This is a genomic window from Carboxydocella thermautotrophica, assembly GCA_003054495.1.
Classification (GTDB): Bacteria; Bacillota.
In genome coordinates this window covers 217,392-238,622 of the sequence record CP028514.1, presented here as the reverse complement: position 1 = coordinate 238,622, position 21,231 = coordinate 217,392, and the positions used below count along the sequence as shown (strand labels likewise).

General features: G+C 53.1%; 23 protein-coding genes. 1 reads left to right on the top strand and 22 read right to left on the bottom strand.

Annotation, left to right across the window (positions count from 1 at the left end):
* Positions 1-6 precede the first annotated feature (6 nt).
* Positions 7-954 (bottom strand): L-lactate dehydrogenase, encoded by a 948-nt coding sequence (locus tag CTH_RS01205; RefSeq protein WP_107752763.1) that lies wholly within the window; start codon positions 952-954, stop codon positions 7-9.
* Between the two features lie 78 nt (positions 955-1,032).
* Positions 1,033-2,640 (bottom strand): methyl-accepting chemotaxis protein, encoded by a 1,608-nt coding sequence (locus CTH_RS01200; RefSeq protein WP_107752762.1) that lies wholly within the window; start codon positions 2,638-2,640, stop codon positions 1,033-1,035.
* Positions 2,641-2,788: 148 nt separating this feature from the next.
* On the opposite strand from CTH_RS01200, the gene CTH_RS01195 reads away from it, so the two are divergent.
* Complete coding sequence (locus CTH_RS01195; RefSeq protein WP_078666665.1) at positions 2,789-3,961, top strand: MFS transporter; 1,173 nt, start codon at positions 2,789-2,791, stop codon at positions 3,959-3,961.
* Positions 3,962-4,024: 63 nt separating this feature from the next.
* Here CTH_RS01195 and CTH_RS01190 read toward each other — a convergent pair whose 3' ends face one another.
* From CTH_RS01190 to gspE, 20 genes are all read right to left on the bottom strand, one after another.
* Positions 4,025-4,357: a rubredoxin-like domain-containing protein gene (locus CTH_RS01190; RefSeq protein ID WP_078666664.1), complete on the bottom strand. Its 333-nt coding sequence runs from the start codon at positions 4,355-4,357 to the stop codon at positions 4,025-4,027.
* 23 nt (positions 4,358-4,380) lie between these two features.
* Positions 4,381-4,908: a rubrerythrin gene (gene rbr, locus CTH_RS01185; RefSeq protein ID WP_078666663.1), complete on the bottom strand. Its 528-nt coding sequence runs from the start codon at positions 4,906-4,908 to the stop codon at positions 4,381-4,383.
* A 73-nt stretch (positions 4,909-4,981) separates the two neighbouring features.
* Positions 4,982-5,221, bottom strand: coding sequence for a hypothetical protein (locus CTH_RS01180; protein WP_079906946.1), 240 nt, complete (start codon positions 5,219-5,221; stop codon positions 4,982-4,984).
* A 78-nt stretch (positions 5,222-5,299) separates the two neighbouring features.
* The gene (yedF, locus tag CTH_RS01175; RefSeq protein WP_078666025.1) at positions 5,300-5,638 is read right to left on the bottom strand and encodes a sulfurtransferase-like selenium metabolism protein YedF; all 339 of its coding nucleotides are present in this window, start codon (positions 5,636-5,638) and stop codon (positions 5,300-5,302) included.
* Between the two features lie 206 nt (positions 5,639-5,844).
* Positions 5,845-7,329 carry a glycogen synthase GlgA gene (gene glgA, locus CTH_RS01170; RefSeq protein ID WP_078666026.1) on the bottom strand — a complete coding sequence of 495 codons (1,485 nt, stop codon included), beginning with the start codon at positions 7,327-7,329 and terminating at the stop codon, positions 5,845-5,847.
* A gap of 62 nt (positions 7,330-7,391) precedes the next feature.
* Positions 7,392-8,807, bottom strand: a complete 1,416-nt coding sequence (locus CTH_RS01165) for a TldD/PmbA family protein (RefSeq protein WP_477021180.1) — start codon at positions 8,805-8,807, stop codon at positions 7,392-7,394.
* Positions 8,807-9,898 carry a 3-dehydroquinate synthase gene (aroB, locus tag CTH_RS01160; protein ID WP_242946630.1) on the bottom strand — a complete coding sequence of 364 codons (1,092 nt, stop codon included), beginning with the start codon at positions 9,896-9,898 and terminating at the stop codon, positions 8,807-8,809. Before aroB ends, CTH_RS01165 begins: the two co-directional genes overlap by 1 nt.
* Positions 9,876-10,436: a shikimate kinase gene (locus tag CTH_RS01155; protein WP_107752760.1), complete on the bottom strand. Its 561-nt coding sequence runs from the start codon at positions 10,434-10,436 to the stop codon at positions 9,876-9,878. The genes aroB and CTH_RS01155 overlap by 23 nt, the downstream gene beginning before the upstream one ends.
* A complete protein-coding gene (gene aroC / locus CTH_RS01150) occupies positions 10,433-11,581 on the bottom strand; it encodes a chorismate synthase (RefSeq protein ID WP_078666029.1) in 1,149 nt (382 codons plus the stop codon). Before aroC ends, CTH_RS01155 begins: the two co-directional genes overlap by 4 nt.
* Positions 11,582-11,671: 90 nt before the next feature.
* The gene (gene gspM, locus CTH_RS01145; protein WP_079906939.1) at positions 11,672-12,229 is read right to left on the bottom strand and encodes a type II secretion system protein GspM; all 558 of its coding nucleotides are present in this window, start codon (positions 12,227-12,229) and stop codon (positions 11,672-11,674) included.
* The gene (locus tag CTH_RS01140; RefSeq protein ID WP_078666031.1) at positions 12,226-12,768 is read right to left on the bottom strand and encodes a hypothetical protein; all 543 of its coding nucleotides are present in this window, start codon (positions 12,766-12,768) and stop codon (positions 12,226-12,228) included. The genes gspM and CTH_RS01140 overlap by 4 nt, the downstream gene beginning before the upstream one ends.
* Positions 12,769-13,863: a type IV pilus assembly protein PilM gene (pilM, locus tag CTH_RS01135; protein WP_078666032.1), complete on the bottom strand. Its 1,095-nt coding sequence runs from the start codon at positions 13,861-13,863 to the stop codon at positions 12,769-12,771.
* A gap of 19 nt (positions 13,864-13,882) precedes the next feature.
* Entirely contained in the window at positions 13,883-15,100 is a 1,218-nt protein-coding gene (locus CTH_RS01130) for a hypothetical protein (protein WP_107752757.1), read from the bottom strand.
* Between the two features lie 12 nt (positions 15,101-15,112).
* Positions 15,113-15,586: a prepilin-type N-terminal cleavage/methylation domain-containing protein gene (locus CTH_RS01125; RefSeq protein ID WP_159071771.1), complete on the bottom strand. Its 474-nt coding sequence runs from the start codon at positions 15,584-15,586 to the stop codon at positions 15,113-15,115.
* Between the two features lie 14 nt (positions 15,587-15,600).
* Positions 15,601-15,990 carry a type II secretion system protein gene (locus CTH_RS01120; protein ID WP_078666035.1) on the bottom strand — a complete coding sequence of 130 codons (390 nt, stop codon included), beginning with the start codon at positions 15,988-15,990 and terminating at the stop codon, positions 15,601-15,603.
* The gene (locus CTH_RS01115) at positions 15,987-16,730 is read right to left on the bottom strand and encodes a prepilin peptidase (RefSeq protein ID WP_107752755.1); all 744 of its coding nucleotides are present in this window, start codon (positions 16,728-16,730) and stop codon (positions 15,987-15,989) included. The genes CTH_RS01120 and CTH_RS01115 overlap by 4 nt, the downstream gene beginning before the upstream one ends.
* 50 nt (positions 16,731-16,780) lie before the next feature.
* Positions 16,781-17,122 carry a type II secretion system protein gene (locus tag CTH_RS01110; RefSeq protein ID WP_200803495.1) on the bottom strand — a complete coding sequence of 114 codons (342 nt, stop codon included), beginning with the start codon at positions 17,120-17,122 and terminating at the stop codon, positions 16,781-16,783.
* A 35-nt stretch (positions 17,123-17,157) separates the two neighbouring features.
* Complete coding sequence (locus CTH_RS01105; RefSeq protein WP_078666037.1) at positions 17,158-18,378, bottom strand: type II secretion system F family protein; 1,221 nt, start codon at positions 18,376-18,378, stop codon at positions 17,158-17,160.
* A gap of 6 nt (positions 18,379-18,384) precedes the next feature.
* A complete protein-coding gene (locus CTH_RS01100) occupies positions 18,385-19,470 on the bottom strand; it encodes a type IV pilus twitching motility protein PilT (protein WP_078666038.1) in 1,086 nt (361 codons plus the stop codon).
* A gap of 15 nt (positions 19,471-19,485) precedes the next feature.
* Positions 19,486-21,198, bottom strand: coding sequence for a type II secretion system ATPase GspE (gene gspE / locus CTH_RS01095; protein ID WP_078666039.1), 1,713 nt, complete (start codon positions 21,196-21,198; stop codon positions 19,486-19,488).
* Positions 21,199-21,231: the final 33 nt, after the last annotated feature.

Here is a 21,231-nt window from a genome sequence, read left to right as displayed (position 1 = left end):
ACCTCCTTACTTCCGGTCTGTCGCGGGCAGATAACTGGCAATAACGGCCGCAGAATGCTGCAGTTTCTCCTTTTCCTCCGCAGTCAGATTGAGCTCCAGCACCTTGATTCTTCCCTGCCGGCCAATCACACAGGGAACGCTGAGACAAACATCCCGCAAGCCATATTCCCCCTGCATGAGGCTGGATACCGTCAGAATAGAGTGTTCATCCCGCAGGATGGCCTCACAGATACGCCGGACCGCCAGCCCAACTGCATAATAGGTTGCTCCTTTGGCCTGGATAATCTGATAAGCAGCATCCCGAACCTGGCGGAACATTTCTTCCCGCTTTTCCTGACCACAGCCCTGGCCACAGGCCAGACAGTAATCATCCAGCCGGATACCGCCAATATGTACTGAGCTCCAGGCAGCCAGCTCACTATCCCCGTGTTCACCCAGAATATAACCATGGACATTGCGGACATCTACTCCGCAATGCTGGCCCAGCACGTGCCGAAAACGGGCACTATCCAGTACCGTACCCGAACCCAGCACCCGTTCAGGACTGAGGCCAGAAAGCTTCCATGCCTGGTATGTGATAACATCTACCGGGTTGGTTACCATTAAAACCAGCGCCTCCGGTGCCTGCTCCAGAATGGGCAGCAGAGCCTTTTCCACAATCCTGGTGTTTTTATCTACCAGATCCAGCCGGGTTTCCCCGGGTTGCTGGGCTGCCCCGGCAGTGAAAATGATAATATCCGCTTCCCGGCAATCAGCCAGGTACCCGGCCCTCAGTCTGGCAGGAGGAACAAAGGAAGCCCCATGGGCCAAGTCCATAATTTCCCCTTCTGCTTTCTGCCGGTTTATATCATACAAAACCAGTTCAGAGGCAATGCCACTGATTAGCAAAGCATACGCGGTGGTGGCTCCTACATTGCCTGCTCCGACAATTACTATCTTGTTGGTTTTTTCCATCAACCTCCACCTCCATCTTTAATATTTTACCACAAAAAACCCTGGCCTCTCAAAAAAATTGAAGGGAGCCGCAGCTCCCTATTTCAAACGCATCATTTCCTTGAAAGCAGTGCAGTTCATGCAGTTATGGCGCTTGGCATCCTTATCTCCCTGTTTGACACCTCCACACCAGGTGCCACTAATCAACCAGCAGCGCAGCTCTTCGTTTTGGTAGGCTGGACACATTTCCTTGCGCTCAGTGGGACAGTTTTGGATTTCCCAGCAGGGGCGTTCAATGGGATAAAGCTGAAACTCTCCCAGACATTCCCGTAATTTCTCGGAAATAGTCTGTAAGTCGGTAGCCATTTTCGCTACTTCCCCGGTCGTACGATTCATTTCCTGGGCGGTTGCAGCCATTTCTTCACTGGCTGCTGCCTGGGCCTCTACTGCCATGGCCACTTCGGCCAGGGCGTTGAGAACCTGAGCGGAATTGGCAGCCATTTCTTCAGTAGAGGCCGTATTTTCCTCGGTTATAGCTGCCACATTGCTGACGGCTTTCACCACTGACTCATTGGCTTCTGCCATTGCCGCCAGAGATTGGACCATTTCCTGCATCACAATCCCGGTCTGTTCCAGGTTGGCCAGAATATCCGCTAAAGCCTGCCCGGCTCCAGCCGCCAGTTCTACTCCGCTGGTTACCTCTTTCTGACTGCGTCCCATGGCATGAACGGCTTCTTCGATACCGGACTGGATATTGTTAATCAGCTGGGCGATTTCCTTTGTCGCCCGGCCTGACCGTTCTGCCAGTTTTCGTACCTCATCGGCGACTACCGCAAAGCCTTTACCATGCTCACCGGCTCTGGCTGCTTCTATCGCTGCATTTAGAGCCAGCAAGTTGGTCTGCTCCGCGATTTCATCAATTACCTGAATAATATTGCCGATCTGGGTGGAATGTTCCCCTAATCTGGCCACCACCACCCCTACTTTTTCTACCTCAGTCTGGATGCGCTGCATACCAGCAATAGTTTCTTCCACTGCCTGTCGCCCGCTTTGGCCGGAATTCAGGGTGGTCTGGGCAGCCAGCTGTAACTGCTGCAAAGCCATTTCCAGCTGGGCCAGCCGACCTGCCATCATCTCCGTCAGACGGGCTGTTTCACTGACATGGCTGGCCTGTTCCTCCGCTCCTCTGGCGATCTGGTCGATGGCTTCCGCCAGCTGCCGGGCCAAATCAGTTACTTCCTGCAACTTGGCTGATTGCTCATTGGTACCAGCTGCTACCTCATTAACCGCTGTTGCCAGCTGGCTGGTGGCTGCCGCTGCCGTCTGCGCTGCCTGGGCCAGCAATTTGGACCGATCTCCTATTTCATAACTGTTCTCCTTCAGGGAATGGATAATACCCTGCAAGTGGGCCCCAATCCCATTGAGGTCTCTGGCTAAATCCGCAATCTCGTCCTTTCCGTCTATGTCCGCCTGTACCGTCATATCGCCCACCCGTACCCGTGCTGCTACTTTCTGCACTCTTTCCAGCCGAGGCAGGATACGGCCCAGCAAAAGCCAGCCTGCCAGAAAGGCCCCGATAATCATCAGCAATCCGAAAACAAGCACAAAAGCAGGAGTTGCCAGACCGGTAAAGGCCGCTACCGCTTGTACCACTCCCATTAACCAGAAGGCAATGACACTATACCAAATCTGCCGCTTAATAGTCATTCCGCTCCCCCCGTTTAAAAATTCTAATGTTCACAATTCGACATTTTCCGAGCAATTCCTGTCGAAAGAAAAGAAAAAATAAGGTTGTTTTTCTATTAATACAGGTCTATAATGGATACTATCGAGTTTTTCTGGCAGGTGAATATCTATGCAGCGACGTACTTTCCAGTTGGCCGTTCTAGCTTTTAACCACTTCTGGATCGATTTTTATATGAATTTTGTACCCCCTCTCCTTTATCTACTGGGAAAGGAGAGAGGATTAACTCTAGGCCAGCAGAGTACCCTGATGCTGGTCCTTTCCATGTTTTCCGCCACCCTGCAACCTTTGCTGGGCCTGTGGGCAGACAGCCGGGGCAAAGGCTGGCACCTGGCCGTAACAGGTGCTATTATTTCCCTGGCCATGACAGCAGTGGCCTGGGTGCCTGGATTACCCTTTATGCTGCTGGCCGTTTCTCTGGCCGGTATGGCCAACGCCCTCTACCACCCTCTGGGTTCGGTAGTAACCACCCAGGTAGCAGCATACAATAAAGGCTCTGTCCTATCTGCCTACATAACAGCTGGCAGTCTGGGCTACGCCCTTACCCCTGTTATCGCTGTACCCATAGCCTTGCATTATGGTCTGGTCAGTACGGCCTGGCTAGCCATCCCGGGAGTGATTACCTCCCTGTTGCTGGCAATTTCCTCTGTTGCCAGTGTGCGCATTAACCCGCAGTCTACCACCAGTGCGGCTTCGCTTCTGCGCCAGCAGTGGCGGCAGCTGCCTTTAATGCCTTTAATTTTGTTAAACCTGATTGTCAGTTTGCGCTCCTGGATTCAGATGGCTTTTAACAGTTTTGCCGTTCAGCTGATGGTAGAAAAAGGCTATCGGGGCGAAATCGCCGGTCTCGCTCTCACCTGGTTTCTCTTTGCCGGTACCATCGGCACCTTGATGGCCGGCCGCTGGGCTGACCGCTGGGGGGCCCGGCGGGTGTTCTGGTTCAGCATGAGTGCGGCCGTGGTTTTCCTGGGCCTTACTTTAGTCAGCAACGGCTGGCTATTATGGCTGAATCTGGGCCTGCTGGGTGCTGCCCTTTCCGCCTCTTTCCCTCTGACTATCGTTATGGCCCAGGAGCTGTTACCAGACTTTGCCGGTATGGCTTCCGGCATGATGCAGGGCCTGGGCTTTGGCCTGGGCAGTCTCGGCCTTTTTTTGACCGGGCACCAGGCCGAAAGCTCTGGTCTTATCCCGGCTCTAACCTGGCTACTGGCACCTGCCCTGCTTGCCTTGCTGTTGCTGTTCCAGTTTAATCGCTATTCCTTACAAACGAAAGCCAGGCAATAATTCTTCCAGTCTTTGAGCCTAATAGTTCCCGAAAAAAAATGGCCGCTCGCTGCGGCCAATCTTTTAACCCCATTTGCCTTTACTGATATGCCCCACTATTTCCGCTTTAATAGCCTGTCTCAGTTCCCAGGCACAGGTTTTGGCTCTGGTGAAAATGCCCACACAGGGGGGATCAAGGTTAAGTTCAATCCCTTCCTCGGCCAGAGCCAGAACATGGTCCAGAAGACCTGCCAGTTCCATATGTATGTCATTGGTCCGCCGGGCCTTTAAAATCAGATCCACCGTCTCCTGGGGAACCTGACTGAATTTCTCTTTCGGGGCACCGCACTTGGGGCAATTATCGGGAGCCTGTTCTCCATCATAGATATATCCGCAAACACCGCATTTCCACATCATCTCTCTTGCCTCCTCTCGAAAACTTAGCATTCCCTGGGCATAGGTTTGTAATAGCTGCGCTCATGGCCACAGAGCGGGCAAACTGCTGGCGGTTCGTTGCCTTCCCAGATATAACCGCATTCCCGGCACTGCCAGTGGATGGTTTCCGGTTTTTTCAGCAGAGTGCCTTCTTCCAGCTGTTTCAATAACTGCTGGAAGCGTTCGGCATGAAATTTTTCCACTTTCTGCACTTCCGCAAAGAAACGGGCCGCTTCCTCTTCTCCTTCTTCCCGGGCCACCCGTTCAAATTCCGGATACATATCCTGCCATTCATAGGTTTCCCCTTCGATGGCCGCTTTCAGATTCATTTTGCTGTCACCCAGTTTTTTCAGCAGTTTAATAATAACCTCGGCATGCTCTTTTTCGTTCTTGGCAGTCTCCTCAAAAATTTCGGCAATCTCCAGCCAGCCTTCCTTGCGGGCAATGCTGGCAAAAAAGGTGTACTTGTTGCGCGCCTGGCTTTCCCCGGCAAAAGCAGCTAAAAGGTTGGCAACAGTTTTTTTCTCGCTCATGCTCACCACTCCTTTGCTTTATTTAATGGCTTGTGCCATTACTTTTATCAAGGATGTGCAAAAAACCCTGGCCTTATGCCAGGGGAGGTAATGCCTGCAAATCATCTTCTACAAAAAACATCTGTCCGTCTTCCTCCAGAACCACCAGATAAATGCCTTTATCAATAGTCTGCGGGCAGCGGCGAATGGCACAACCATCAAAAGGAGTACCAAGCTCCGGCACTTTCAGCCCCTGGGCCCCCTGCCGCACCTCTTTTAATACCGGTACCAGGGCAGGATACTGACTCAGGGGGTAGGTTTCCACCTTGTCCAATGCTTCTCCTCCTTTACTGACAGCTTCTCCCGGTTTATATACTCTAATTCTACTTTTTCCGGCAAATTCCTGCCGCCGCTAAAAATTTATTACCGTTTCAGCCTGCAACATTTTTTCCTGGATGGTTGCCATATTGGAAACCTGGCCCACTACCAGTTTATCCTTGAGCTGATAATAATCCAGACAGGTGCCACAGGCCAGCAGATCTACGCCCCGTTCCGCCAGCACTTGCAGGGATTCCGCTGCCACCGAACCCTCTACCAGCAATTTCACTCCACTGTTCAGAAATAAAATGGCGCCAGGCAGTGCCTCAGCACTGGTCAAAGTATAAAAGAAATTCTTCATCAGCAATTTCCCCAGTTCCTCCGGGCCATTACCTAAAACCTCACTGGTAATCACCATTACCTTATTGGCCATTTGGGCTCTCCTCCTTTACAGTTAACGCTTTAAACATCTGATCTCTCCCCTGAAGTTTTTTCTGTTGCAAATTATAGCAGATTGGGAGAGCTGGTAGGTAAAGTATAATGATTTTTAATCAAGCGGTAATGCCTATAAATATTTTTTATGCCTGCAGCTTGCCTGACTTACCCCAAAAAAATAGCCCCTAAAGCGGGGCGTTTCCTTTAAGCTATTCTTTCCAGATGCAGGCGTCTGGCCAGGGCTGCTTCATATAATTCCATGTATTCAGCGGCCGCTTTGTTCCAGGAATTATCTTCCCGGAGCGCCCCCAGTACCAGTTTACGCCAGAGATAAGGGTGATGCTGATAAATCTCCAGGGCCCGTTCTACCGCCCGCAAAAAGGCCCGGGCGTCATATTCAGCAAAAACAAAACCATTGCCGGTCTGGGTGCGGATATCAAAATCCTGGACAGTATCCGCCAGGCCACCGGTAGCCCGCACCACCGGGATGGTGCCATAGCGCAGGGCAATCAGCTGGCCTAAACCACAGGGCTCAAACCGGGAAGGCATCAAAAAGATATCGGCTCCGGCATAGATGCGCTGGGCCAGCACCCCATTAAAGCCGATAAACACTCCCACCTTTTCCGGATAACGCTGTTTCAACTGACGGAAAAACTGTTCATAGCGCGCCTCTCCCAATCCCAGCACTACCAGCTGGACATCCCGTGCCAGCAACTGGTCTGCGCTTTCTACCAGCAAATCCAGCCCCTTCTGCTCCACCAGCCGACTGACCAGCCCCATTACCGGCACATCCTGCACCGGCAGACCCAGTTCCTGTTGCAAAGCGTATTTGTTTTCCCGCTTCATTTCCGGTGAGTCGGCATCATAGTTGCGATAAATGCGCGGGTCGGTCCTGGGATCGAACTCGTGGAAGTTAATGCCATTGACGATTCCGGACAGGTCAGCCGCCCTCTTTCTCAATAACCCATCCAGCCTTTCCCCGTATTCCGGAGTCTGAATTTCCCTGGCATAGGTGCGGCTGACGGTATTGATTTTATCGGCATAAACCAGACCGGCCTTCAGGAAATTGAAACTGCCGTAAAACTCCACTCCCTCAGGATGGAATACCCGTTGCCGATCTACTCCCAGCCAATCCAGCAGATAGGGATCATGGTGGCCCTGGTACTGCAGATTGTGGATGGTAAAAATGGTGGAGATTTTCTCATAAAACGGCTGGGAGCGATATTTTTCCTCCAGCAAAAGGGCAATGGGCCCCGCTTGCCAGTCATTTAAATGAATAATATCCGGCTGAAAATCCAGCTGGGGCAGCATTTCCAGCACCGCCTTACAGAAGAAAGCAAATCTTTCCCCATCATCATGATGACAGTAAAAGCCGTCCCGGTCAAAATAGTGATAGTTATCGATAAAGTAAACCGGAATTTGTCGATGAATCTCCCCTAAATGAGCCTCGATATAGTTTTGCCGGACAATCGCTGTCTCCCGCCGCGGTCCAAATTCCACAGGAAAATCGGTGACAGTGCTCTGTTTTCCCACTTCCCGGTAGCGGGGTAAAACGATCCGCACATCATTACCCATAACCGCCAGGGCTTTGGGCAGGGAGCCCGCCACATCCGCCAGCCCCCCTGTCTTGGCAAAAGGAGCGACTTCTGCGGAGACCAGCAAAATCTTTAAATTCCGTTCCAGAAGCATAAAAAACCTCCCTCTTCTGACAGTTTCCTCTGTTAGTATGAGTCGGAAGAGGGAGGAACTATTTACAGCCGGCGAATTTTTTTCTCGCCCGTAGCTGTTCCCCCGACCACCAACTCTTCCAGCAAGATGGTAGGCTGAGCATCACTCACCGGAACCCCTTGTCCGTCTTTGCCGCAGGTACCGATGGCAAAGCCCCAGTCTTTACCCACCCGCTGTACCTGTTGCAGGGCCCGGGGCCCATTGCCGGTGAGGGTCGCCCCTCGGACCGGATACCTGATTTCCCCGTCCTCAATCAGATAGCCCTCAGCTACGTCGAAAACAAAATCCCCGTTGGTTGTATTTACCTGTCCGCCACCCATCTTTTTAACCAGCAAGCCATATTTCACATCCCGGATAATATCCTCCGGGTCCTCCTTACCAGGAGCGATATAGGTATTGGCCATGCGGGGAATGGGCTTGTAATGATAGCTCTCCCGCCGCCCATGGCCATTGGACTTCCGCCCTTCCTTGCCGGCGGTATGCCGGTCATAGAGATAATCCACCAGTACCCCGTTTTCGATCAAGGTTACCGGCTGAGCCGGAGTGCCTTCATCATCATAGCGGTAAAAACCATACTTGCCTGCTAAGGTAGCATCATCGGCCACCGTTACCAGGGGACTGGCCACCTCCTGGCCCAGTTTGCCCTGATAAACCGATAGCTGTTTTTGTACCAGGTCAGCCTCCAGGCCATGGCCACAGGCTTCATGGACCATGGTTCCCCCGGCTTCTCCGGCCATCACCACCGGCATTCGGCCTGCCGGAGCCGGTTTAGCCCCCAGCATCAGTACGGCTCGCCTGGCCGCATCCTGGGCCACAGCCGCTGGCTGTTCCTCCTGTAAAAACTCCCAGCCAACCACGCCGCCTACAGCATTATAACCGGTCTGGATGACTCCATCTGCTGCTGCGATAGCATTGACCACAAACCTGAGGCGCCGGCGTTCATCTTCCACCAGCTGGCCCTCACTGCTGGCAATCACTACTTTTTGTTTTACATCCCCATAGGTGACAGAAACCTGGCGAATCCGCTCATCCGCCTGACGGGCTGCCGTATTGGCGGCTAGCACCGCCTCTACTTTGTTTTCTACCGGAATCTGTTCCGGCAGTTCCTTGATTACCGGCGCCGGAACCCTGGCACTGGGTGTAGTCAGGTCAAACACATATGTACCAGGCTGGGCCCCCGCCACCCCTTTGGCCGCCACCTGAGCCGCCTGTTCCAGACCGGACTGGGACAGGTCATTGGTATAGGCATAGGCGGTAGTTTCTCCACTGATTACTCGAATCCCGGCACCACAGTCAATCCCGGTATTAATCCGTTCAATCCGATTATCCTCACAGGTAATAATGGTGGTTTCCTTTTCCTCAAAAAAGATATCGGCAAAATCGCCACCCCGGGCCAGGGCCTTTTGCAAAACCGCCACCCAATCGGCGCATTTCAGCATCATACCACCTCCGCAATTGCAGCTAAAATCAGCTGGCGATCCAGCTCCTTGACGATTTTCACTCCTCCGATGCGATCCGGCAGGATAAAAGTTAAACGCCCTTCCTCGCCTTTTTTGTCATAGAGCATGGCCTGCCAGAGAGCTTCCGGATCTACCCCCGGGGCCCGTACTGGTAAATTAAAGGCCGTAAGCAGCCGTTCCAGCCGTTCCAGTGCTGCCTCTTTCAGCCAGCCAGCCCGGACAGCCAGCCGGCTGGCCATGACCATGCCGACAGCCACTGCCTCACCATGCTTCCATTCCCGATACTGGCCCAGCGCCTCCAGGCCATGACCAAAAGTATGCCCAAAATTGAGGATAGCCCTTAGCCCCTGTTCCTGCTCATCCTGGCTGACCACCTGGGCTTTGATGCTGCAGGAGGCCTTGACCATTTCCTGTACCGGCTGAGCCTGTCTCTGCCAGATTCCTTCTTTATTTTGCTCCAGAAACTCAAAGAAAAACTCATTCCAGATCATACCATATTTTACCACTTCCGCCAGACCGGCTGCCCATTCCCGTTCTGGCAGGGAGTTTAAGCTATCGATGTCACTGACCACCAGCCGGGGCTGATAAAAAGCCCCGATCAGGTTTTTGCCTTTGGGGTGGTTGACTCCGGTTTTACCCCCCACACTGCTATCCACTTGAGCCAGCAAGGTAGTGGGAACCTGCACAAAATTGATACCGCGCATAAAGGTGGCAGCAGCAAAACCAGCCATATCGCCCACCACACCGCCACCGACGGCCACTATCCAGCTCTGGCGATCCAAACCGGCAACCAGTGCCTGATCATACAAGGTCTGGACCGATTCCAAAGTCTTATACTCTTCCCCATCCGGCAAAATCGCTACCCGCCAGGAAAAACCGGCTTCCCGCAAGCCTTTTTCCACTTCTGACCCGTATAAATCCCAGACCAGGGGGTTGGTCACTACCAGTGCCCGCCGCCCTTTACCCAGGGTGGCCAAGCTTTCTCCTATCTGAACTAGCAGCTGACGTCCCACCAGAATCTCATAGCTGCGCCGCCCCAGTTCCACTTTAACTTTTTCCACTCTTTTCACCTGCCATCCTGCCTTTTATCCATTCGACCAGCTCCCGGGCAATCTGCTCCGGTTCTTTGCTGGAGGTATCGATAATCACTTCTGCTACCGACCGATAAACCGGTTCCCGCAGGCTCATCAGCTCCTCAATGCGGGCCCGCACATCCCCTTTGGTCCTGAGCAGTGGCCGTTTCCGCAACTGCCGCATTTTTACCCGCTGGAAAATCACCTCCGGGGTGGCTGTTAAGCCAATGATCACCCCGTGGGCCCTCATCAGTTCCACATTTTCCGCCTTCAAAACCATACCGCCCCCGGTGGAAACTATTCCCGGCTGTCCTGCCCAGTCCCGCACAATCCGCTTCAGAGCCAGGGTTTCTTCCGAACGAAAGCGAATTTCCCCGTGTTTGCGGAAAATATCCTCAATAGAGAGGCCTGTTACCTTTTCAATTTCCTGATCAGTATCCACCCAGGGCCATCCCAGTATGGCCGCCAGCCGTCGGGCAACAGCGGTTTTACCGGTACCCATAAAACCTGTTAAAAATACCAGCACTACCCTCACCTACCTAAAGCCACTTTCAGATCCTGCCAGTTATCTCCACCATATCTCTCCAGAATTGCATCAGCCAGCACCAGGGCCACCATCGCTTCTACCACTACCAGGGCTGCCGGTACAGCGCAGATATCACTGCGTTCAATCGAAGCCAGATACGGCTGGTTGGTTTCGATATCCACACTGCGCAAAGGACGATAGAGGGTGGGAATGGGCTTCATTGCTGCCCGCACAATAATGGGCTCACCGTTACTGATACCACCTTCAATCCCTCCGGCCCGGTTAGTCTCCCGGTAATACCCCCGTCCCTCTTCCCAGAAAATTTCATCATGCACTTCCGAACCAGGACGGGCTGCGGCGAGAAACCCCATCCCGATTTCCACCCCTTTGATGGCCTGGATACTCATTACAGCCTGCGCCAGCCGCCCGTCCAGCCGCCGGTCCCAGTGGACATGGCTGCCCAGCCCCACCGGTACTCCCAGGGCAGCTACCTCCACTACCCCGCCCAGGGAATCTCCTGCTGCCCGGGCTTCATCAATAGCGGCCATCATCTTCCGGCTGGCCTTTTCATCGGCACAAAAAACAGGAGACCGGGGTATCCGGCAAGCAATCTCCTCCCAGGTTAGGTCGGAAGTATCTGCGGTTACACCACCTATTGCTGTCACCTGCCCAACTAATTCTATTCCGGCTGCCCTCAACAAGGCCCTGGCCACAGCACCGGCTGCCACCCGGGCAGCTGTTTCCCGGGCCGAAGCCCGTTCCAGTATATTCCGCAGGTCCCCGTGTTTGTATTTTATGCCACCACTCAAATCCGCGTGACCAGGCCGGGCCCGGGTCACTTTTTTTTCTGTCCCCGTCCCTTCCGTTCGGGGATGGGGAGACATTATTTCCTGCCAGTTTTCCCAGTCCCGGTTGCGAATTAACAAACTGATGGGACTGCCCAGAGTCAGACCGTGCCTGATTCCGCTCAAAATTTCCACTTCATCCTTTTCTATGGCCATGCGCCCACCGCGGCCATAACCCTGCTGGCGGCGCCATAGCTGCTCATCAATCTCTGCTTTGGTCAGAGGCACCCCTGCCGGCATTCCTTCAATGATCACTGTTAACGCCGGCCCGTGGGATTCCCCGGCAGTTAAAAAGCGCAATCTCCTCATCCCTGCTCCTCCTCAACTCAAAAAAATAGCAGATAACATCATCCTGGATGTTATCTACTATTATGCCGCCAAAACCAGTATGTTGTCAATTTACACCTCCGGGGGCAAAAAATAAATTACCAGATTCAAGTCCAGTCGCTGCCCCTGTTCACTGGTACTGAGCTCCCCGGCCTGTACCCGGACAGCCCGGGGCAGTTTTTCCAGGTCGGCAAGAAAATCCCGCAAAGCCTGACGGCTGCCGCTTAAAGCCAGCGCCATCTGCACACTCTTGACCTTCACCCCGGCAACAGTTTGTTCCTCCTGCTGGGAATTGAGGCGCACCAGTTCAAGAGTGACCTGATGCTCCTGGGCCAGCTGGCGCAATTGCCCCAGCAGATCAGCCTGAGCCAGGCTGGAAGGCAAGCGCTTTTCCAGTTCCCGGCCCTGTTGTTCTAAGGCCAGGCTTTTCTGGACCACGGCTGCTTGCGCCTGTAGCTGCTGTTTTTGTTGCTGCAGAAGCAGCAGTTCCTGTTCCCGCAGAGCCTTTTTTACCTGCAAGGGCTCAATCCCATAGTAATAGGCCAGGGTAAAAACAAGCAATACTGCTGCCAGTTTAATCAACTTTTTTTCCCGCTCAGTCAGGGTAAAACTCAATCCCGGCAGTTTCATTGTCCTTCCCCTCCCTGACTGATGGTAAAGGCATAGCTACCCTGTTCAGCCTGACGCACCAGTTCCCTGACTACAGCAGCCTGCCAGTATTTATCCTGTTCCAGTTTGGCCTGGAAAGCCTCTATTGCCGCTGTATTCCGGCTCTCCCCCTGAAAAAGCCAGTCTGCCGGTGCCGGTCCAAATTTGATCCGGCTTAGTGTCAGTTCCGTTCCGGCATAGCCCTCCACTTTAGCAATGGCGCCCTGCCAGTTGGTAGGGTTTCCCTCCAGTTCCCGCCAGACCCGCTGCTGCACCTCAATCCTTTTGGCCAGGCGCAGCACCTGGTTCTGCTTCTCTACCTGGCTCTTCAACTGCTGTAATGCCGCTTTTTCCTGTTCCACAGCCTGGCCCAGGCTATATACCTGCCAGCCAACTATCCCCAGCCAGCCCAGCAACAGGATGCCCGCCCCCGTTATTAACCAGCGTTCCTGCAGGGCAGGGCCTTTGCGCTCCGGCTGCTGGGCCAGATGGGTTCGCGGTGCTAAAAGGTTAACCTGCATTTATTCCACCTCACTTAGGGCCAATCCAGCTACAACTGCCAGGGCCGCTCCCGTTGCTTCCATTTCCTTCTGTTTACTGCGGGCCTCCTGACTGATATCCAGCTTCAACAGCGGGTTCAGGGTTTCCACTGGCAGTTCCAGGCCCTCGGCCAGATAGGCAGCCAGGCCTTGCATCTGGGCTGTACCCCCGGAAAGATAGAGTTTGTCCACTTTTAGCTGACGATAACGAGTCTGATAAAACTCCAGAGAGCGTCTCAGTTCCATCACCAGCTGATCGATTACCTGTTGCACCACTTCCGTCTTGCGGTGCAGCAAAACCGTCAACCCGGTAGTCCCCAGGTCACCGGTCAGGTTGAGAATAGTTTTGGTATTTTCCGCTTCCTCCCAGGGCATCTGGAAGAAATCCACCAGGGCCCGGGTCAATCTCTCCCCGCCTATGGGCAGAGTACGGGTAAAGCGCAGTACTCCTCCGGCATGGACGGAAAAGGTGGTAGTGGTAGCCCCGATATCAGCCAGGGCCACTGCCCGTTCCGGCGCCTGCCAGCTGGAATCAAAGAGAGCGGCAGTGCGGGCCAGGGCCAGGGACTCCACATCCATTACTTTTAAGTTCAGGCCTGCTTCCCGGAACAGTTGTTGCAGCTGTTCCACTACTGCAGTCCGGGCAGCCACCACCATGATTTCCTGTTTTTGCACCCCATCTTCCACCACTTTCCCCAGAGGCAGATAGTCCAGCATAACCTCCCGCACCGGAATGGGCAGATGGGCTTCCGCTTCCAGGGGCACCGCCATGGCCAGTTCCCGTTCCTTCATGACCGGCAGGGTAAAATGACGGATAAATACACTCTGACCTGCTACCGCCGTTGCTACCGGTAGCTGGGGCGGTACCCCTTCGGCCAGCTGGCGCAGGGCATCAGCCAGCAGGGGAAAATCCCTTATCCATTCCCCTTCCATGGCCCCCTGAGGAGTGGGTAAGCGCTTAAAGCGGACGATTTCCTTTTTGGTCCCCTGGCGGCGCACCTGCAGCAATTTGAGGGAATGCTCCCCGATATCTATCCCCACTACTTCTGTACTCTGTTTTTTCGCAAACCAATTCATGCCCTATCCTGCCTTTCTCTCACCGATAAGACTCCTGCCAGTCAACGATCTGAAATGAAGACATGTACTGGCCTAATGAACTATTGATTTTGTTTAATATAGACTTGAATCTATCATCATCATCTTCTTCATCCTTCCACCATTTGTTGTGCCCTTTTTCCCAGAGACGGATTTTGACGTCCCCTTTATTCAAGTTAAAATTACCCCTGGCCATGATTCCGCCATTGATATTGACCTTGCCCCATTTCTTGTCATTATCATGTTTGCCATCATTTTTCACTGCTTCAATATTAATATCCCTGGCTGCATAGATAAAGCCATCAAAGTTCACTGCTTCCTTAATAGTTACCGAACCGGAAAGGGAGATAATCACCACTGGATTGGTATCCTCTTTTTTACGCTTATCATCCCCCTTTTTGGCGGGAGCGTAAATTTCAATATCTTTATCCGCTACAATAATACACGGGGATTTGGGATTACCATTATATATAATTAATGGCTGGGTGTCTGCATTCTTAAAGTAGGCAATCGGGTTACCTGACTCAGGGTTCCAGTTAGTTAACTTGATTTCCCTTATTTCCGGCCTCTGTAAATATTTATCGAGATCCTCAACAATAATTTCCGGCAAGTAAATCGGCGTTCCTTTTTGAGGGCCCCGATTTTTCCAGTGGGACGTGAAGCTTTCTTTTATTTCCCCGGCAACCGCTGGGGACTCTTCAAATCTGCTTTCCCCGGCAAAATTCCAGTCACCATTCACCTGTACCTTGCCTTTGTGTACCTTGATCTTAGCCGGTTCAGTGCCAGTACCTCCAGTAAAATCACCGCCTACCACCAGAGCATAGGGCCAGTTGCTCCAGTCAAATCCCAGTTTCACCCTGGCCGTTGCAGTAGCCTGAAACTCCCGGCTCCCTTCCCGACCGGTAGCGGTACTGCTGATTTCATAGGCAACATCATTTGAGCCGGGTTTAATAATATTAGCAACAATCGTTTCATTGCCAAGGGTAACCTGTACCTGACTTTGCACTTTATCTTTATCCTTTTTCAAGGCCGCCAGCCCGGCCGCTACCCCGGACTGGGCCGCATAGCGGGCTTTGGTTTGAGCGATATTTCCGGTCAGGGTGTATGTGCGACCATAAGTAAGATAGAGGATGGTTGAGGCCAGAACCATGAACACCATGAAAACCACCAGGGCCGTTACCAGTGTAGAACCTTTTTGCCCATCCTTGTTCTTGAGCATAATCCATCCCCCCTAAATCTTGACCCGCCGGGGACTTTCTGCCATCGTTACTGTCATAACGCTGTTTTTAAGCCTTGCCGTAATCCGCCAGGAGATTACATACCCCTGGCCTCCCCCTTGACTTAGCCAGTCTAAATTTTCGATTTTTATTTCATCCCCGGAAATTTTTTTATTTATACCACCGGCTTCCCGGAAAAGAGCCTGACCGCTGCTATCAAACACATAACGGACCACTTCGTTGGCGGAAAGGATCACCCGCATTTCCTGTCCGTTGATTTCTACCAGTTCAGCTCTACGAATATCTGCGGCAATCTGTTCATTGAGCACAGCCAGTGCGTCCTGAAGCTGTAACTCACTGCTTGTTTCCGTATAGCTCCTGTAAGTTGTTAAAAGGAAACTGTTTATAGCCATCAGGACTATACCCATAAGCACCAGCACCACCAGCAATTCTACCAGAGTATAGCCTGCTTGTCGCCTTCCGTTCATAAGCACCGCCCCATTCATTCGGTTTTGAGCACGGACAGGCTTAAATCCCTGCTGGCATTAGACCCGCGTTCCAGATAAGTGACTGTAACGGTCAGGTTCAAGAGCTTAAGGTTTGCAGGGGAGCTGCTCGCCGGTCTCTTAACCTGCAGACTCCAGTTAAAATCAGTACCATCTATAGTTATTCGCCCCGATTGCTGCTCATTTTCTCTGACATCCTGATGAATATAATACTCCAACCGCTCCTGGGCCAGCCTTAGTGCCTGTTCCCGCTGTTTATCCTGCACAGTCTGGCGCAAATTGGAGGTAAAGAGCGGCAAAGCAGCCACCAGCAAAATAGCTATTATGGCCAGCCCGGCCAGCACTTCCACCAGGGTAAATCCTTCCTGCGCCTGCTTTTTAATCATAACATCACCTGCCAGTACCAGTTCAGGAGCCGATCACTCCAGTACCAGACTACATAAGTCCCCATAGCCAGAAAAGGCCCAAAGGGCAGGGACATCCCCCGGATCTGGTCTTTTTTCAGCCCCAGGAGAATGCCAGCTGTGGCTCCCAGCAGGGACGCCAGGAAAAGGGCCAGGAAAACCTGGGGCCAGCCCAGCCACAGCCCCATGACCAGGGCCATTTTCCCATCCCCCAGACCCATCCCTGCCGGGTAGAGGAAAGCAATAAGGAAGAGGACTCCTCCTCCCAGGAATGCTCCAATTAATGCCGATGTCCAGGACGGTTCTCCATTCAGGAAAATATGGGCTACTGCCAGAACCGCACCGGCCAGATTGACTTTATTCAACAGTAAGCGCTGCTGCCAGTCAATAACGGTATGCACCAGCAGCCAGCTGCCCAGTAGAGCCGAAAACAGAGCCTGACTGCTAAGCCCGTAAAAGCTGTACGCCTGCCACCAGAGTAGGGCATTGGTCATTTCCACCAGGGGATATTGCCAGCTGATGGGTTGACCGCAATAGGCACATTTACCCCGCTGCCAGAAAAAACTGAAGACGGGCACCAGGTGCCACCATTTGAGAGGTTGTTCACAATGGGGGCAGCTCGAACCCGGCCAGAGCAGGGATTGGTCCCGGGGGAGACGGTAGATGACGACATTGAGAAAACTGCCGATAATGAGGCCGAGAAGCAAGGTTAGTACGGACATGGAGTCAACTCCTTTGTAAAGGTAGGCCCGCCCCGGCTGGGGCGGGAAGACTATTGAGTTACAGTTACTACACCATCGGTTTTATTATAGGTAAAATCTTTGCCATTCGATTGTTGTTTAGGAACTCCATCGATATACTTAGGAACTAAATCCGATAATGAATTTGGATAATTGCCATTAACTGCTTTGTATTGGTTAACAGCATTTGTTAGTTGTTTGGCTGTTAATTCATCAGCCTTCATCTTTGCATCATCAACATTACCTACTACTTTCGGAACCACCAGAGCAGCAATTACCCCCAGAATAACGATAACCACCAGCAGCTCTATCAGAGTAAAGCCCTGTTCTCTCTCACGGATGCGCTTCATGCGCTCCCCGATTTTGATCAACATTCCTTTCACCCCCTTTCAAAGCTTTCTCTCTATCCCTACTGCCCCCCGATATGTCCATATAAATCAAAGATGGGCAGTATGGTGCTAACGATAATGGCCCCCACCACAATGGCCAGAAAGCCGATCAGGAAAGGCTCCAGCAGGGAGGCCAGGCTCTCGGTGGTGTTCTTTACCTCCCGGTCATAGAAATCCGCCACTTTACTCAGCATGCCATCCAGGTTCCCCGTTTCCTCGCCCACTGCCACCATCTGGGTCACCAGGGGCGGGAACACCCCGGTTTGCTCCAGGGGAGCGGCAATTCCTTCCCCTTCCCGGATATTGTCCCTGGTGCTGAGCAGGGCCCGGCCAATTACCCGGTTACCGGCTACTTCAGCCACCACCTCCACCGCCTGCAGGATGGGCACCCCGGTAGCCAGCAGCGTCCCCAGAGTACGGCAAACCCGGGCCAAAGCCACCTTTTTGCTCAGTTCCCCGAATACGGGCAAGCGGAGAACAAGGGCATCCCGCCAGTTTTTACCCTCTTCCGTAGCCAGAAAACGGCTGAGGAGAAGACCTCCCCCGGCCAGTAATAACAGCCAGAGATACCAGTAACCGGTCAGGGCTGAACTTATGCCCAGCAAAATCCGGGTAGCCAGAGGCAGTTCTGCCTTGAAGCTGTTGAACATGGCCACAAAAGTGGGTACCACGGTAGTGAGCAAGAGGATGACTACTCCAATGGCAAAGAGCATGATCACCAGGGGATAGCGGGTAGCGGTCTTGATTTTTTCCCGCAGTTCATATTCCTTTTCATAATGATCAGCCAGGCGCTCCAGCACCTTGTCCAGCACCCCGCCGATCTCCCCGGCCCGCAGCATGGTGACATAAAGCTCGGGAAAAACCCGGGGATGGCGCTGCATGGCCCCATAGAGGGTGGAACCTCCCTCCACATCCCGCCGAATTTCGGCCACCGCTTCCGCCAGCCGTTTATTGCTGGTTTGCTGCTGCAGGATGCTGAGGCACTTGAGCAAACTCAAACCGGCAGCCATCATGGTGGCAAACTGGCGGCTAAACAGGGCCAGCTCTTTAATGGGCAACGGGCGCAAACTGGCCAGCAGTTCCCCCACCGAAGGAGCAACCTCTTTTTGTTTCACAGAGGTAACGATATATCCTTCCCGGCGCAGGCGCTGAATCACCGTCTCCCGGCTATCGGCTTCTACCACTCCTGTTAATACCCGGCCCTGCCGGTCCCGTACCTGGTATTCAAACTGCAAATTCATCTAGCCTCACATCCCGTTCACCAGCCGAAGGAAGTTATCGGGATCCAGGGCCCGTTTTATGGCTTCCTCCAGAGTGATCTTACCCTGATAATACAACTCCCGCAGGGAAAAGTCCATGGTTTGCATTCCCAAACGGGCATTAGTCTGCATAATGGAATAAATTTGATGGGTTTTCTGTTCCCGGATTAGGTTGCGCACGGCGCTGTTTACAATCAGCACTTCCACTGCCGCCACCCGGCCCCGGCCATCAGCGGTAGGTACCAGTTGCTGGGCAATTACTCCCTGCAGGGTGGCTGCCAGCTGAATGCGAATCTGCTGTTGCTGGTAAGGCGGAAAGACATCGATGATCCGGTCAATGGTGCCAGGAGCATCAGAGGTATGCAGGGTAGCCAGCACCAGATGCCCGGTTTCAGCCGCTGTAACCGCCGTGGATATGGTCTCCAGATCCCGCATCTCCCCTACCAGGATCACATCCGGGTCCTGGCGCAGGGCTGCCCGCAGGCCATTGGCAAAGGATTTGGTATCAAAACCAACTTCCCGCTGGTTAACAATACTCTTTTTATGGCGATGCAGATATTCAATGGGGTCTTCCAGTGTCATGATATGGCAGTCCCGGGTATTATTGATTAAATCAATCATGGAAGCCAGGGTAGTGGATTTGCCGCTGCCCGTAGGACCAGTTACAATCACCAGTCCCCGTTCCCGCATGGCCAGTTCCTTTACCACTGAGGGTAGGCCCAGTTGTTCCAGGCTGGGGATCTGAAAGGGAATAGCGCGCACCGCCATCCCGGCCGAACCCCGCTGGAAATAGGTATTGACCCGAAAGCGGCCAAAGCCGGGAACACTATAGGAAAAGTCCAGTTCACCGCTCTCCTTGAAGCGGGTAAACTGTTCTTCGGTCATCACTTCCTTGACCAGGCGCAGGGTATCCTCCCTGCTCAGGCGTCTTTCCCCTATAGCGGCCAGTTTGCCATTGATGCGGAAAACCGGCGGGACATCAACGGAGATATGGACATCCGATGCTCCCAGCTCCACCGCCAATTGCAAAAGTTCGCTGGCTGTCTGCCAGTCTCTGCCTTCGATTCGCTCCATCTTCTGCCCCCCTGACTAGTCCACAAATACTGTCCGCATCACTTCTTCCAGACTGGTAAGGCCACTTAAGACCTTTCTTACCCCATCATGGCGCAGGGTGATCATTCCTTCCGCTACAGCCTGCTGCTCAATCTTGCTGGCGGCCGCTTTCTGCACCACCAGTTCCCGCAGTTTATCAGACATAATTAGCACCTCATGGATACCGATCCGGCCAATGTAACCGGTATTGTTGCATAGGGTACAGCGTCCCGGTTTATAGACCAGTACCCGATCTCCTTCCCGCCGGGCATATTGCCAGACATCCTCCGACAGGCCCAGATTTTCCAGCCATTTCACCGGCAACCAGTGTTCCTGGCGGCATTCCGGGCAAAGGGAACGCACCAAGCGCTGGGCCGCCACTCCTGTTAAGGCAGTGGCTACCAGAAAGGGCTCGATTCCCATATCCAGCAAGCGGCTGATGGTGGCCGCCGCACTGTTGGTGTGCAAGGTAGAGAAAACCAGATGCCCGGTCATGGCTGCCTGTATGGCGATCTGGGCGGTTTCCGTATCCCGAATCTCCCCCACCAGCACCACGTCCGGGTCCTGGCGCAAAATAGAACGCAACCCACCGGCAAAAGTTAAGCCAGTTTTAGGATTGACCTGGACCTGGTTTATCCCTTCCAGGGTGTATTCCACCGGGTCCTCCAGGGTCACGATATTGCGCTCCGGACTGTTGATTTGTTTTAACAGAGAATAAAGGGTCGTAGTCTTGCCGCTGCCCGTAGGCCCTGTAACCAGAAAAATGCCATTGGGATGTTTGAGGATTTGTTCGAATCGCTGCAGGTTTTCCGGGGCCAAACCCAGATCGGACAGGCCAAGCAGTCCCCGGGATTTGTCCAGAATCCGCAGCACCACTTTTTCCCCGTAAATTGTGGGCAAAGTGGAAACGCGAAGGTCAATCTCTTTATGTTCTACCGTCAGCTGAATCCGACCATCCTGGGGTATGCGCCGTTCGGCAATATCCAGGTTGGCCATGATCTTGACCCGGGAGATGACAGGAGCCTGCATTTTTCTGGGTAAGGTCATCATTTCCTGCAAAACTCCATCCACCCGCTGGCGGATGCGCAGCTGTTTCTCCTGGGGCTCTATGTGAATATCACTGGCCCGGTTGCGCACTGCCTGCTGGATGACGGTATTGACCAGCCTGACTACCGGCGCATCCTCCACCAGTTCCTTGAGCTGGTCCAGCCCCAGTTCCTCTTCGGTAAATTCCTCTTCATCCAGGTTTTCGATAATTTTTTCCAGGGAATCGGTCAAACCATAATACTGGTTAATCGCCGCATTGATCTCACTTTCCCGGGCGATCACCGGTTCTACTTCCAGGCCGGTGGAAAGCCGAATATCATCAATGGCAAAAACATTCAAGGGGTCAGCCATGGCAACGGTCAGCCGGTTGTTTTGCTTGCGGATAGGAATGGCTTTGTAGCGCTGGGCCAGGGCTTCCGGAATCAGTCTTACCACTTCTGCTTCCAGTGGCATGCGGCTGAGCCGGATGGCCGGAATTCCCAGTTGCTGCTCCAGGGCCTGAATCAATTCCTCCTCCTTGACCATCCCCATCTTGACCAGCAAGGTCCCCAGCCTTTCTCCGCTTTCCTTTTGTTTCTGCAAAGCCAGCTGCAATTGTTGTTCATTTATAAGATGGGCATCTTTTAAAATATCGCCCAGACGTTTGCGGGTAGGAAAATACATTTTTCACCCCTACTTCCCTGAACTGCACAATTT

Excerpts from the sequence above, each read along its gene's own strand:
- CTH_RS01110 (WP_200803495.1), bottom strand. The coding sequence starts at position 17,122 with ATGTTGATCAAAATCGGGGAGCGCATGAAGCGCATCCGTGAGAGAGAA.
- gspM (WP_079906939.1), bottom strand. The coding sequence starts at position 12,229 with ATGAAACTGCCGGGATTGAGTTTTACCCTGACTGAGCGGGAAAAAAAG.
- glgA (WP_078666026.1), bottom strand. The coding sequence starts at position 7,329 with ATGCTTCTGGAACGGAATTTAAAGATTTTGCTGGTCTCCGCAGAAGTC.
- rbr (WP_078666663.1), bottom strand. The coding sequence starts at position 4,908 with ATGAGCGAGAAAAAAACTGTTGCCAACCTTTTAGCTGCTTTTGCCGGG.
- CTH_RS01100 (WP_078666038.1), bottom strand. The coding sequence starts at position 19,470 with ATGGAGCGAATCGAAGGCAGAGACTGGCAGACAGCCAGCGAACTTTTG.
- CTH_RS01165 (WP_477021180.1), bottom strand. The coding sequence starts at position 8,807 with ATGCTGAAATGCGCCGATTGGGTGGCGGTTTTGCAAAAGGCCCTGGCC.
- CTH_RS01120 (WP_078666035.1), bottom strand. The coding sequence starts at position 15,990 with ATGATTAAAAAGCAGGCGCAGGAAGGATTTACCCTGGTGGAAGTGCTG.
- CTH_RS01130 (WP_107752757.1), bottom strand. The coding sequence starts at position 15,100 with ATGCTCAAGAACAAGGATGGGCAAAAAGGTTCTACACTGGTAACGGCC.
- CTH_RS01105 (WP_078666037.1), bottom strand. The coding sequence starts at position 18,378 with ATGAATTTGCAGTTTGAATACCAGGTACGGGACCGGCAGGGCCGGGTA.
- CTH_RS01200 (WP_107752762.1), bottom strand. The coding sequence starts at position 2,640 with ATGACTATTAAGCGGCAGATTTGGTATAGTGTCATTGCCTTCTGGTTA.
- pilM (WP_078666032.1), bottom strand. The coding sequence starts at position 13,863 with ATGAATTGGTTTGCGAAAAAACAGAGTACAGAAGTAGTGGGGATAGAT.
- CTH_RS01195 (WP_078666665.1), top strand. The coding sequence starts at position 2,789 with ATGCAGCGACGTACTTTCCAGTTGGCCGTTCTAGCTTTTAACCACTTC.
- CTH_RS01205 (WP_107752763.1), bottom strand. The coding sequence starts at position 954 with ATGGAAAAAACCAACAAGATAGTAATTGTCGGAGCAGGCAATGTAGGA.
- aroC (WP_078666029.1), bottom strand. The coding sequence starts at position 11,581 with ATGAGGAGATTGCGCTTTTTAACTGCCGGGGAATCCCACGGGCCGGCG.
- CTH_RS01115 (WP_107752755.1), bottom strand. The coding sequence starts at position 16,730 with ATGTCCGTACTAACCTTGCTTCTCGGCCTCATTATCGGCAGTTTTCTC.
- CTH_RS01140 (WP_078666031.1), bottom strand. The coding sequence starts at position 12,768 with ATGCAGGTTAACCTTTTAGCACCGCGAACCCATCTGGCCCAGCAGCCG.
- CTH_RS01125 (WP_159071771.1), bottom strand. The coding sequence starts at position 15,586 with ATGAACGGAAGGCGACAAGCAGGCTATACTCTGGTAGAATTGCTGGTG.
- gspE (WP_078666039.1), bottom strand. The coding sequence starts at position 21,198 with ATGTATTTTCCTACCCGCAAACGTCTGGGCGATATTTTAAAAGATGCC.
- yedF (WP_078666025.1), bottom strand. The coding sequence starts at position 5,638 with ATGGCCAATAAGGTAATGGTGATTACCAGTGAGGTTTTAGGTAATGGC.
- CTH_RS01190 (WP_078666664.1), bottom strand. The coding sequence starts at position 4,357 with ATGATGTGGAAATGCGGTGTTTGCGGATATATCTATGATGGAGAACAG.